Origin of the sequence: Blautia sp. AF19-10LB, assembly GCF_003461245.1 — a bacterium.
Lineage (GTDB): Bacteria > Bacillota > Clostridia > Lachnospirales > Lachnospiraceae > Blautia_A > Blautia_A intestinihominis.
Genome location: NZ_QTWS01000001.1, coordinates 146,880 through 160,030 on the forward strand (window position 1 = coordinate 146,880; position 13,151 = coordinate 160,030).

The window sequence follows — 13,151 nt, forward strand, 5'->3', positions numbered from 1 at the left end:
GGAATGAGTGAAAAAACAGAGAATATTACAACGGAGCAGCAGAATGAGGACGCAGTGCTTGGCGTAAAGACCAAGATTGTTCTGTCGAAGAATGTTGATTTTTTTGGACCGGGGCTTTTTCATCTTCTTCAGTATATTGATGAAGAAGGGACGATCCATGCGGCATCCAAAAAGATGGGAATGTCCTATTCCAAATGCTGGAAGCTTCTGAACCGGGCGGAGGAACAGATGGGATTTACTTTTCTTGACCGCTATAACGGCGGACCGCACGGAGGAAATTCAAGGATCACGGAAGAAGGCCGTGAGTTTATGAGACGCTATGAAGCATTACTGGAAGAAATGAAAGAAATGAGCCAGAAGGCTTTTGAGAAATATTTTAAGGAATATTTTAAGGAATATTTGTAGCTATGAGGCTGCGGCAGGATGTTTCGTTTCGAACAGAAGCATCCTGTCGCAGTTTCTGCACAGATAAGAAAGATCAGACCTGACTGAAGACTTTCATCCGGTCTCTTCTGGCGGCACAGATGAGGGTCAGGCGATAGGTTTTGGCAAGCTCGATCGCCTCTGTGGTAGGAGACGCCTTGCTGGAAAGCACCGGAATTCCGGCATAGATCGCTTTCATTGCCATATCGGTCGGGATCCTTCCGCTGGAATAGACCATGCATTCCTTAAGGTCGATTTGGTGACGGAGAGCATAGCCGATCACTTTGTCAAGTGCGTTGTGCCGTCCGATGTCCTCACAGGAAAAAAGAATCTCGTCTCTGCGGGCAAGGAGACAGCTGTGGGTGGCGAAGGTGACACCGTGAAGCGGCATCCCATCGGCAAAGGTGTCTGCCATGTGGAAGATCCATTCCGGTTTCCACTCGATCGGGGTGACAGGAAGCGGCGGATAGTCAGATGAGAAATAATCATTCAGGATGTGGTTGCCGGTGCAGCAGGTAGGGGTGGTCTCTACGAAGGAAGTGTTTTTCTTTGCATCGGTCGCCTGAGACTGTTTGAGATAAACCTTGGCGCGCTTGCCGTACTCGCAGATGTAGATCTGCTCGACATCGTCGATGGACTGGATGATATGTTCCGTCAGGAGCCGTCCTAGGACGAGCTCTGTGAGATTCTGTGGGAGGCAGATCAGTTTCATGGTAAGCTGGTCATTGAGATAGACATCAATCAGATGTTCATTGAGGACCTGTTCTTCTTTGGTAAGGATCTCACCTTCCCTGCCGATGAACTGATAGGTTTGTGTTTCCAGTAGTGGAAGATCGTGGTATTGTTCGTTAATATGCATAATTTCTCCAATGCTAAAAAGTTTTTATTGTATATATTTATAGATAAGTATAGCAGAAGTCAGAGGATTTCAAAAGAACAAATTAAGATATAAAACAATAAAAGCCTTTTTAAAGTGGGGTAGACAAAATAAAAAAGGAACGGAGAAAATTTAACTATGAAAGACAGATATGGACGTGAGATCGATTATCTTCGGATTTCGATCACCGACAGGTGCAATCTCAGATGCATTTACTGTATGCCGGAAGAGGGAATCTGCCAGATCTCACATGGAGAGATCCTGACCTACGATGAGATCCAGAGAGTCTGCCGCTGTATGACAACTCTGGGGATCAAAAAAATAAAACTGACCGGCGGCGAGCCTCTGACAAGAAAGAACAGTGCCGCACTGGTACGGATGCTCAAAGAACTTCCGGGAATAGAGAAAGTAACGCTGACGACAAATGGTGTCCTTCTGGGGGAGCAGATCAGTGAACTGGCAGAGGCAGGGATCGACAATATCAATATCAGCCTGGATACGCTGAATGAAGAGGCATTCGGAAAGATCACGCGAAGAGAGGGCCTTCCTAAAGTTCTGGAGAGCATGAAGGAGGCTCTGAAATATCCACAGATCGGTCTCAAGATCAACTGTGTACCGGTGATCGATGATCCGCAGAATCTGGTGGAAGTCGCCAGGATTGCGAGAGACCATCCGATCCATGTGCGCTTTATCGAGATGATGCCGATCGGATACGGCAAAGAGTTCCGTTTCCGGGGAGAAGATGAGATCTGTTCGATCCTTGAGAGTGCTTATGGCAAGATGACACCAGTTACAGAGCACTACGGAAATGGTCCGTGCCATTATTACGAAATCGAAGGCTTTCAGGGAAAAATCGGTTTTATCAGTGCGATGACACACAAATTCTGTTCGCAGTGCAACCGTGTCAGAATGACTGCAGAGGGTTATCTCAAAGCCTGTCTGCAGTATCAGACCGGAATAAGCCTCAAGGCACTGATGAGAAACGGATGCACTGACGAAGAACTGACCGAGGCGATCCGCAAAGTGATCTGGGAAAAACCGGGCGAGCATCATTTTACTTCACAGGCGATCGACGAGGATGAACTTAAGCTGATGTCACAGATCGGTGGCTGAAAAGGAAACAGGGGGATGTATATGGGCGAAAACAAACTTGCAATGATCGTTCTGGCAGGAGGAGCCAGCAGCCGCATGGGAAAAGAAAAGAGCGACCTTAAGCTTGACGGGAAATCTTTTCTGGAGATCCAGATCCAGAAGGGAAGCGACCTGGGTGTTGGCAGGATCTACGTCTCAGGCTATCGCGGCGCACACTGCACAGAAGAGATCGTTATGGACAGGATCAAAGAAAGAGGACCTCTCGGCGGCCTCGAAGCCTGTCTTAATAAAGCAGCCCAGGATGGAGCGGACCGGTGTATTGTCCTTGGCGTAGACACCCCGCTGGTGCCGGTATCCGAACTCCAGAACCTCATTCAGAGTGCCAGCACAGATGATCAGAACCGCGTCACCCTTCTCCGTCACAATGGCAAAGAAGAATCCCTGATGGCAGTCTACGAGACCAGTTTGTCAGGTGACATCCGCGCCTTTCTGGAACGCGGGCAATCTTCGGTTTTCCGTTTCCTCAATGAGATCGGTTATTCCTGCTATGACACGCAGGAAGATGACAGGTATTTTACGAACATTAACGATCCAAAGGTATATGAAGAAGTATCTAAAGAAAATTTTCAGGCATAGAAGATATCTGGGAGAATAATAAAATGAATGAGTTATCATTGGTTTTTAACGGACCGGCAGGAGTATGGAATGAGGCACTTCCTCTGGGGAACGGTTCTATGGGAGCGATGTCATATGGATGGCTTCGGGAGGAAAAGATCGAGTTGAATCTGGATACACTCTGGTCCGGGACCGGAAGAAGCAAAGAAAACAAAAATACAGATGTGGACTGGGATCTTTTGCGCCAGAAGATCTTTGCCGGAGAGTATGAAGAGGCGGAATCCTATTGCAAAGAGAACATCCTTGGCGACTGGACAGAGAGCTATCTTCCGGCAGGAAATCTGCATATTGATGCAAACATACCTGAGTTAAAAGAGCATGGGTCATACCAGAGACAGCTTTCACTTAAGGATGCGCTGGAACAGGTTGTATATTGTCAGGACGGGCAGGGATATCAAAGAGAATTTTTTGTAAGTATGTCAGAACCGGTCATGGCGCTTCATTATAAGGCCGACGCAGGCAGCAGTCTGGAACTGCGTATTTCTCTGGACAGTCAGATAAGGCATGCATGTTCTGCTTTTGGGACAAGTGGACTTGTGCTGGAGGGACAGGCTCCGGTCTATGCGGCACCGTCGTATTATTCCTGTGAGCATCCGATCGTCTATGAAGAGGGAAAAGGAACACGGTTTGCGATCGCTATTTCCGTGCAGGCACCGAACGGCTGCATCCGTCAAAAAGACAACACGCTTCTCGTGACTGCAGATAATGATGTGTATATTTATCTGTCCGGGATAACGGACTTTCAGGCACAGGATTCTTATTTATCCAGAAAGAAACAGATGCTGGAACAGATCTGTGACCTTTCATATCCACAATTAAAGGAAGTTCACAAGAAGGCATATGCAGCCTATTTTGACCGGATGGATTTTACACTGACTCCCGGTGTGCAGAATGATCTTATAACAAAAATGTTTCACTATGCCCGTTATCTTATGATCTCTTCCTCTAAGCCTGGCACACAGTGTGCAAACCTTCAGGGAATCTGGAACCATGACTTAAGAGCTCCGTGGAGCAGCAACTATACGGTAAACATCAATACAGAAATGAATTACTGGATGGCAGAGAAGGCGAACTTAAGCGACTGCCATGAGCCGCTGTTTGATCTGATCGAACGGACTGCCTCGCGTGGAAAAAAGACGGCAAAAGAAGTCTATCATCTGGATGGATGGGTGAGCCATCATAATGTGGATATCTGGGGGCATTCCAGCCCGGTCGGATATTTCGGGCAGGATGAAAATCCCTGTACCTACTCTATGTGGCCGATGAGTTCCGGGTGGCTCTGCAGTCATCTGTGGGAGCATTACCGCTACACACTGGACAGAGAGTTTCTGAGAGAAAAAGCCTTTCCACTTATCCGGGGAGCAGTGGAATTTTATCTGGGATATCTGGTGCCTTATGACGGATACCTCGTCACAGCACCATCTACGTCGCCGGAAAATACATTTACAGCCTCGGATCACAGTGTCCATAGTGTGACCTTTGGTTCGACAATGGATTGCAGTATCCTGAAGGAATTGTTTGGAAATTATCTGAAAGCCTGTGAGATCCTCGATATCACAGATCTTATGAATGAAGTAAAAGCTGCACTCAAAAAACTACCGCCATTTAAGATCGGGAAAGAAGGACAGCTTCAGGAGTGGTATCTGGATTATCCGGAAGTGGATGTGCACCACAGACATGTTTCGCAGCTATACGGGCTTTATCCGGGAAATTTGATCCACAGAGAGGACGAAGAACTTCTGGTTGCCTGCCGCGTGGCACTGGACAGAAGAGGAGACGAGGGAACCGGCTGGTGCATGGCATGGAAGGCATGTCTCTGGGCGCGGCTCGGAGATGGAGAGCGTGCGTTGAAGCTTTTGAAAAATCAGCTTCGCGTTACAAAAGAAGAAACTTGCAGTCTGGTCGGCGGCGGGATCTACCCGAATATGCTCTGTGCACATCCGCCATTTCAGATCGACGGGAATTTCGGGTTTGCGGCTGCTGTCCTGGAAATGCTGGTACAGTATCAGGATGACAGGATCTTCTTTCTTCCGGCACTTCCGACGGAGTGGAAGGATGGAAAGATAAGCGGCCTTAGGGCACCGGGCGGCATTACCATTGACTTTGTCTGGAAAGACAGATGCATTACCGAATGCAGTCTGCGATCACAGACAGATACGGTACGCACACTTTTGTACAATGGAACCGAGAAGAAAGTAATGCTGAAAACAGATGTCATCTGTCATATTGTCTGATTCTTTTTGCTGCGGCGGTACTCCCCGGCGGTCATGCCGCAGTATTTCCGGAAACTCTGTGCCAGATAACTCTGCGAGGAAAATCCGGCAAGATGAGCAATATCAGAAATTTCATGGTCTGTATTCTCCAGGAGATTTTTGCATACTTCGATCCGGCGGTGGGTCAGATAGCTGATTGGGGAGATGCCGTAGTAGCGTGTGAATTCGTGACTCAGATAATATTTATTCAGATGACTTAAGCTGGCAAGCTGTTCCAGGTTGATGTCATCGCTGTAGTGGGAATCCAGATAACGCTTGACGAGGGCACATTCTTTGCTTGGATGAAAGGATGGAAACAACTGGAAATCAGAGACGGCAAAGCGGCGGAGCTGGGCGATCAGAATGGCAAGCGTATGTTTGCAGATCTCTTCATAACCATCGTTTTTTTCATCCAGTTCCTGAAAAAGGGAATGAAAATAAAACAAAAGGTCGGCATGTTTCTGGCGGCAGTGAAAGATCTGGAATTCTTTCTGATCCTGGAAGGAAAAACTGATCCCGTCCACACCGACCGTATAATAAGAAAGCGGCGAGGCACTTAGGGAAGTTTCCGTATGCTGGATATGAGGGTTGACGATGATCAGGTCATCTTTTTTAATAGAAAAACGCTGGTTTTCGATCAGGAATTCCCCGCTTCCCTCACTGACGTAAAAGAGTTCCGTGAATGCATGGGTATGTGGGATACTGGGCCAGTCTTCCTCATAGTGGGAAGAAGAGGCGTTCACCAGGGCAGCTTCCGTTGAAAAAGGAGTATCGTCCGAAAAAGAAAAAAACCGTGTGCTCATGTGTACCTCCCGGGTCCGAAATATTTTTCAACTGTCAGGATAGCACAAAAGATAAAATACCGCAAGATTTCTAAAAAGCATAGCAAGAACAACGTTGAAAAACAGAGAAAAAGGACGTATTCTGATAGTATCTGAAAGAGAACAGAAACAGATGATAAACCAAATACATAAATATAAAACGGAGGTACACCTATGAGCCAGAACAAAGGCAGAGTTACGATCCCGACAAACCTGGATGTGGTAAAGGAAACACTGGATATCGTAGAGGAATGGGGCGCAGATGCGATCCGTGACTGCGATGGAACAGAGTTCCCGGCAGAACTCAAAGACACAGGCGCAAAGATCTACGCTACTTATTATACAACAAGAAAAGACAATGCATGGGCAAAGGCAAACCCGGATGAGATCCAGCAGATGTACATCATGAGTTCTTTCCATACAGCAACGGAGGAGAAGCTTGAGATCCACCTTATGGATCACCTTTACCCGGACATGCTGAAAGTAAATACCCGTGACGACATCACCAGATGGTGGGAAGTCATTGACCGTACCACAGGCGAAGTCGTTCCGACAGATCAGTGGTCTTATGACGAAGAGAGAGGAAATGTCGTGATCACACCGGCGAAGCTTTTTCATGAATATACGGTCAGCTTTCTGGCATATATCATGTGGGACCCGGTTCATATGTACAATGCTGTTGTAAACGACTGGAAGGACGTAGAGCCGCAGATCACTTTTGATGTGCGCCAGCCGAAGACAAGGGCACATTCTCTGGAGCGTCTCCGTCGTTTCCTTGATACGCATCAATATGTGGATGTAGTACGTTTTACGACATTTTTCCATCAGTTTACCCTGATCTTTGATGAGCTTGCGAGAGAAAAATATGTAGACTGGTTCGGCTACTCCGCATCTGTCAGCCCGTATATCCTTGAGCAGTTTGAAAAAGAAGTAGGATATGCATTCCGTCCGGAATACATTATCGACCAGGGCTACATGAATAATACATACCGTATTCCGTCCAAAGAATTTAAGGACTTCCAGGCTTTCCAGAGAAGAGAAGTTGCGAAGCTTGCCAAAGAGATGGTAGACATTGTCCATGAATATGGCAAGGAAGCCATGATGTTCATGGGCGATCACTGGATCGGCATGGAGCCGTTTATGGACGAGTTTGCCTCCATCGGACTGGATGCTGTCGTTGGAAGTGTCGGAAACGGTGCGACCTTACGTCTGTTCAGCGATATCAAGAACGTAAAATATACAGAAGGACGTTTCCTTCCGTACTTTTTCCCGGATACCTTCCATGAGGGCGGCGATCCGGTCAAGGAAGCCAAAGTAAACTGGGTAACAGCAAGACGTGCGATCCTTCGAAGCCCGATTCAGAGGATCGGTTACGGCGGATACCTGAAACTTGCTCTGGAATTCCCGGATTTTGTACAGTATATCAAAGAGGTATGTCAGGAATTCCGTACACTCTATGACAATATCCAGGGCGTGACCCCATACTGTGTGAAGCGTGTAGCTGTCCTGAACTGCTGGGGAAAAATGCGTTCCTGGGGCAACCACATGGTACATCACGCAATTTATTACAAACAGAATTATTCTTACTTTGGGATCATCGAGGCTTTGAGCGGTGCACCGTTTGATGTTTCTTTCATCAGTTTTGATGATATCCTGGAAAATAAGGATCTGCTGAAAAACTTTGATGTTGTGATCAACGTAGGCGATGCAGATACCGCACAGAGCGGCGGCGAGTACTGGGTAAACGAAACGATCATCACTGCCGTAAAAGAATTTGTCTACAACGGCGGCGGCTTCATCGGAGTCGGCGAACCGGCAGCCCATCAGTGGCAGGGACATTATTTCCAGCTTGACGATGTGCTTGGAGTAGAAGAAGAAAACGGCTTTAACCTGAACAAAGACAAATACAACTGGGAAGAACACAGAGATCACTTTATCCTGGCAGACAGTGACGGAGATGTTGATTTCGGTGAAGGAAAGAAAAATATCTATGCACTTGACGGAACTGAGATCCTGATCCAGAAAGACCAGGAAGTGCAGATGGCAGTCAGGACCTTCGGAAAAGGCCGCGGTGTCTATATCAGCGGACTTCCGTACAGCTTCAAGAACAGCCGTGTCCTCTACCGTGCAGTCCTCTGGTCCGCATCCGCAGAGGAAGAGCTGAACTGCTGGTATTCCACAAACTACAATGTAGAAGTCCATGCCTATGTAAAGAACGGCAAATACTGTGTCGTAAACAACACCTACGAGCCGCAGGACACCGTTGTATACAAAGGCGACGGAAGCAGCTTCGAACTTCACATGGAAGCAAATGAGATCAAGTGGTACCAGATCTGAGAAGCGAAAATATCTAAGAAATAGAAGAATGATGTGATAAGAAAAAAGGTATGAGACCATAGAAGTTAAATCTGTGGTTTCATACCTTTTTGAGATTTACTGATGAAATCGTTTCCCGTATTCTGAAGGGGAAATTCCCATACATTTCTTGAACAGCCTGCTGAAATAGAGCTGGTCATCGATCCCTACCATCGTGGAGATCTCTTTGAGCGAAAGCCGGTTGTCTTTGATCATGGTAGCGGCTTTACGTATCCGGAGATTGTTCAGATAACTGGTGATGCTTGTTCCTACCTCTGATTTAAAAACGCGGCACAGATAGCTGGAACTTAAGCTGACATTTGCGGAAATGGAGGACAGTGTGAGCCGGTGCATATAATTTTCTTCGATATATGTGAGGGTTTTGGCAATATCGTCTGTATAATGCCCTTCATTTATGGTAAAGGTCTGATAAGTATTTCTGGCTTCTTCATAGTCCGGAAGATTTTCCTGATATGGCATATCCGGGGCGAAGGACTGGTACATGGTGAATCGGTTGTATAGTTTTTTTACGAGCTGAGCGACTTTCATCTGGCCTGCATCCAGTTCTTTCTGGGAAAAGACTACCAGTGCACTGTAGTCGTTCAGTACAAGGATATATGGCTGCAGTACGCCCTGTACTGCGTCCAGGATCATATCACACAGAAGTTTCCCCGAGATAGAAAAGGCTTCATTGGACAGAAATTTTTCAAAGGTTACGTAGCAGACGGCACATGGTTCCTGCATAAAGCGCAGGTCTGTGCCGGCGTTTTGGGCTGTAAAGGAGGAAAGGGAAGATTCTCCCTCAAAAAAGGAGAGGAGCAGGCGGGTTCTGTTCTCGGATACGGTTTCTGTTGGAACAGGAACTTTCCTGTCGGCTTTTTCCTGCAGCTTTTCGGTCGTTTTGTTCAGGCAGGCAAGAAGAGTGTCCGGACTGATCTTGATCTTTAACAGATAGTCTGCCGCACCCAGAAGGAGCGCGCTCCGCACAGAATCAAAATCCTCATAATTGCTGAGGACGAGGATCTCTCCGGGATAATTTTTTTCTTTCAGGGTACGGATCAGTTCCAGTCCGTCCATTTCCGGCATTTTGAGGTCGGTGATGATCACATCCGGTTGATGTTTTTCGATGAGAGACATGGCTTCCAGACCGTTTGAGGCGGTCCCGCAGATGGAGAAACCGTGTTCTTCCCAGGGGAGGATCGAGCGGAGGGCGATTTTTACAATGGGTTCATCATCTATAATAAGTATACTGTACATTTGAGTCCTTTCTGAGCGGGTTGTCTATTCTTCTGGCTGCTGTGACAGGGTATCAGCATAAAGCTTTGGCAGTGTCAGGGTACAGGTGGTGCCTTTGCCCGGGTGACTGTCGATCTTTAATCCGTATTCCCGTCCGAAGTTAAGCTGGATCCGGTCATTTACATTTGCTACGCCGATTTTTTTGCGGTCTTTGTGCGGGTTCAGATCAGTCCGGGTCATCTCGAATCCTTTTCCGTTATCCTGAAGTTCCAGGATCATATGTCCGTCTTCCTCCCAGCAGGTAATATGGATCTTCATGACAGAACCATCATCGGAAGAACCATGCATCACGGAATTTTCGGCGAGCGGCTGCAGGATCAGCTTGGGAACGAGGCAGGAGAGCAGCTCTTCATCCTCCATATGGAAAGAATATTCGAAACTTCCTGCATACCGGATGCGGAGAATGGCAAAATAATTTTCCAGATTTTCCAGCTCTTCCTTCACGGTGATATATTCATTCTTATTTGTGAGCGTGTTCTGAAGAAGGCTGCTGAGTGCCTGGATTCCGTCGCTGACGATCTGATCATTGTGCATGGCTGCCACAAAGCGCAGACTGTTTAAGGTGTTAAAAAGAAAATGAGGATTGAGCTGATACTGGAGCATCTGAAGCTCCAGTTCTCTCTTTTTCTTTTCCTGTTCTTTTTGCTGTTCGAGCAGATTCTGGATGATATCTGCCATGTGGTTCATGCTGCCGGACAGGTCCGAAAGTTCATCTTTGTGGTTATCCTGAATACGGACGTTCAGGTTTCCGTGGGATAATTCTTTACAGAAATTCAGCATGCTTCTGATCGGGGATGTGATTCCCGGATATACCATTGCGACGATCCCAATGCACATGAGGACCAGGATCACCGCCACGATCAGGATCCGGCGAAGCATGGTATAAACTTCGGAATTGATATAATGATAAGGCATGGTGTACACAAAAAGCTGGTTGAGATTTTTGTTGAAAATGTAAGTGACCAGCTGTTCTTCGCCATCTTTGTGGATGCTGAAGGAATCGGTCCTGGAAGGAAGCTTCTGCTGGATATTTTTGAGGAATTCGCTGTCAACCTTTTTGCCGAGTGCGATATTTCTGTCCCAGGACGAAAGAACCGAACCGTCCATGTTCATATACATAATATTAGAAGAATCTGCCAGCCCTACCGGTTCGAGCACGGTCTTGGAAAAAATCTTCTCATCGATGGAGATCAGGGTGTAACCGATCACACGGCTTTCGCTGTACTGCTCATAGATCCTTCTTCCAAGGACCAGGATATCTCTGTCGCGGTAGGTGTGCACATATGCCCATACATCCTGATTTTCCTGGCGCAGCCGATCGAGGAGCATATCCACATCATCCTGATAGAAACCGTCATAGCCAAGGTCATAAAAAATATTTCCGTCGGTATCATATACCGTGATATTTTTGGCCTGTGCCGGATAGATGATCTTGGTACGGATCATGCTCTGGATCTCATTGATCGCCTGATTTTTCTCTATATCTGACATATCTTTGTTCAGAAGCCCGTCCTTGATCTCTTCGCTGATGCAGATAGAGCCGCACAGATACTGATATTTTTCGATCTCACTTACCATATTCAGATTGATCATCGATAAAGTCTGGGAAATGGAAGCAGAAAGTTTTTCCCGAAGTGCTACGGAAAAGATATGAAAGGAATAGCCGCTGATCCCTGCCAATGGTATAATGGATATCAGCAAAAGGGCAATGACAAGTCTTGTTTTGATACTGAATTTACGAAATCCCTGATAACGTTGTTTTTTATTCATTTTTCCCCCACCTTTTTATCCATTATACTAAAAAAAGTCAGGATAATCCATCCAAAACACAAATAGAAAAAGATTGTACATATTTATCACAAGAAAATCCATATCGTATAATTTTTATAAGAGAAAGTTCCATAAGCAGGGATGTTTTGTTAATTTACTACAAAAATATTTTGCCGTATACTGTCATCATAAGGCGAACGTAAAAAAAGCCAGCATGAAGGAGGAAACAAACATATGAAGAAAAGATTTGCAGCTTCTGCTATGATCCTTGCGATGAGCGCGGCTACCGTACTCTCACCGCTCACTGCATTTGCAGACGCAGAAGAACAGGAACTGAACATCGCGATCTTCCAGGGTGGATATGGAGATGCTTACTGGAATCAGATGGTAGAACTTTTTGAGGAAAGCCATGAGGGCGTAAAAGTAAACATGACCATCAGCCCTACCATCGGTGATATCATCCGTCCGCAGATCGTTGCCGGAAATGTACCGGATTTTATCTGTCTGAATGATGGCGGTGAGGACGGCGTGATCCTTTCTCTGATCAAAGAACATGCACTTCTGAACCTGAACGATGTTTTTGATGGCGAAAACTATGCAGGAACCGGTACACTCCGTGATGATATCACAGATGGAATCCTTGCAAGCAGCAAATGTGCCCCATATGGAGATGGTGATATCTATCTCGCACCGTTCAACAGCGGTCCGCAGGGCCTGATCTACAACAAGACATTCTTCGATGAAAACAATCTGGAAGTTCCGAAGACCTGGGATGAGTTCTTTGCCCTTGGCGATACAGTCAAAGACATCGACGGACGTTCTCTCTTCACTTATCAGGGAATCTATCCGGGATACATGGAAGAAATGCTCTGGCCGGCAATCGCAAATGAGTGCGGCGAAGAAGCCCTCACAAAGATCGCAAATTATGAAGAAGGTTCTTTCAATAACGAAGGCGTGCTGAAAGCCCTCACCCATATCAAAGAGATCGCAGATAAGGGATATCTTCTGGAAGGTACGGTAGGTATGAACCATACAGAATCCCAGACAGAGATGATGCTTGGAAAAGCTGCTTTCATCACAAACGGAACCTGGATGGAAAATGAGATGCAGGATGCTCCGAGAGAAGACAGATTTGAGTTTGCCATGGCTCCGATCCCGACAGAGAATGCAGACGATGTCCACTATGTATTCGACAGCTGTGAGCAGTTTTCCATTCCGGCAGCTGCAAAGAATCAGGAACTCGCAAAAGAATTCCTTCGTTTCCTGTACAGCGATGAATCTGTATCTGCATTTGCAGAAGCTTCCGGTGCCCTTTATGCAACAAAGAGTGCCCGTGAAGTAGCAAAAGACAAACTTTCTACAGCAATCTACAATATGTATGGAATCTATGATGAAGCAAATGCATCTTCTCTGATCATGAGCTTCTCAGCAGTTCCGGCTGACTGTAAGATCAATCCAAAAGATGAGATCTTCAACCCGATCACTTCTGTTATGAACGACGAAATGACAGTAGAAGAGTGGGCACAGAACGTAGAAGACGCTTTTGCACAGATTCGTGCAGATCAGGAAGCTGCCAAATAAATATCTTTG

The 13,151-nt window shown here is 46.5% G+C and carries 10 protein-coding genes; 6 read left to right on the plus strand and 4 right to left on the minus strand.

Annotated features, from left to right (window positions below; genetic code table 11):
• The first annotated feature begins 3 nt into the window (after positions 1-3).
• A complete protein-coding gene (locus DWX28_RS00705) occupies positions 4-405 on the plus strand; it encodes a winged helix-turn-helix domain-containing protein (RefSeq protein ID WP_118251374.1) in 402 nt (133 codons plus the stop codon).
• A 73-nt stretch (positions 406-478) separates the two neighbouring features.
• On the opposite strand, the gene fdhD is transcribed toward DWX28_RS00705, so the two are convergent.
• Complete coding sequence (gene fdhD, locus DWX28_RS00710) at positions 479-1,282, minus strand: formate dehydrogenase accessory sulfurtransferase FdhD (protein ID WP_118251375.1); 804 nt, start codon at positions 1,280-1,282, stop codon at positions 479-481.
• Between the two features lie 156 nt (positions 1,283-1,438).
• Here fdhD and moaA point away from each other — a divergent pair, with 156 nt between their 5' ends.
• Genes moaA through DWX28_RS00725 form a run of 3 tightly spaced genes read left to right on the plus strand, consistent with a single transcriptional unit; the run spans position 1,439 to position 5,301 of the window.
• Positions 1,439-2,413 carry a GTP 3',8-cyclase MoaA gene (gene moaA / locus DWX28_RS00715; protein WP_118251376.1) on the plus strand — a complete coding sequence of 325 codons (975 nt, stop codon included), beginning with the start codon at positions 1,439-1,441 and terminating at the stop codon, positions 2,411-2,413.
• Between the two features lie 21 nt (positions 2,414-2,434).
• Complete coding sequence (gene mobA / locus DWX28_RS00720) at positions 2,435-3,028, plus strand: molybdenum cofactor guanylyltransferase (RefSeq protein ID WP_158565264.1); 594 nt, start codon at positions 2,435-2,437, stop codon at positions 3,026-3,028.
• A gap of 23 nt (positions 3,029-3,051) precedes the next feature.
• Positions 3,052-5,301: a glycoside hydrolase family 95 protein gene (locus DWX28_RS00725; protein WP_118251378.1), complete on the plus strand. Its 2,250-nt coding sequence runs from the start codon at positions 3,052-3,054 to the stop codon at positions 5,299-5,301.
• On the opposite strand, the gene DWX28_RS00730 is transcribed toward DWX28_RS00725, so the two are convergent.
• On the minus strand, positions 5,289-6,122 hold the full coding sequence (locus DWX28_RS00730) for a helix-turn-helix transcriptional regulator (protein WP_022215653.1): 834 nt from the start codon (positions 6,120-6,122) through the stop codon (positions 5,289-5,291). The genes DWX28_RS00725 and DWX28_RS00730 overlap by 13 nt on opposite strands.
• A 192-nt stretch (positions 6,123-6,314) precedes the next feature.
• Between DWX28_RS00730 and gnpA the strand changes: the two genes are divergently transcribed.
• Positions 6,315-8,477: a 1,3-beta-galactosyl-N-acetylhexosamine phosphorylase gene (gene gnpA / locus DWX28_RS00735; RefSeq protein ID WP_118251379.1), complete on the plus strand. Its 2,163-nt coding sequence runs from the start codon at positions 6,315-6,317 to the stop codon at positions 8,475-8,477.
• Between the two features lie 96 nt (positions 8,478-8,573).
• Here gnpA and DWX28_RS00740 read toward each other — a convergent pair whose 3' ends face one another.
• The gene (locus tag DWX28_RS00740) at positions 8,574-9,752 is read right to left on the minus strand and encodes a response regulator transcription factor (RefSeq protein ID WP_118251380.1); all 1,179 of its coding nucleotides are present in this window, start codon (positions 9,750-9,752) and stop codon (positions 8,574-8,576) included.
• A gap of 24 nt (positions 9,753-9,776) precedes the next feature.
• On the minus strand, positions 9,777-11,561 hold the full coding sequence (locus DWX28_RS00745) for a sensor histidine kinase (protein WP_118251381.1): 1,785 nt from the start codon (positions 11,559-11,561) through the stop codon (positions 9,777-9,779).
• A 234-nt stretch (positions 11,562-11,795) separates the two neighbouring features.
• On the opposite strand from DWX28_RS00745, the gene DWX28_RS00750 reads away from it, so the two are divergent.
• Positions 11,796-13,142, plus strand: a complete 1,347-nt coding sequence (locus DWX28_RS00750; protein WP_022215649.1) for a carbohydrate ABC transporter substrate-binding protein — start codon at positions 11,796-11,798, stop codon at positions 13,140-13,142.
• The last annotated feature ends 9 nt before the right edge of the window (positions 13,143-13,151 follow it).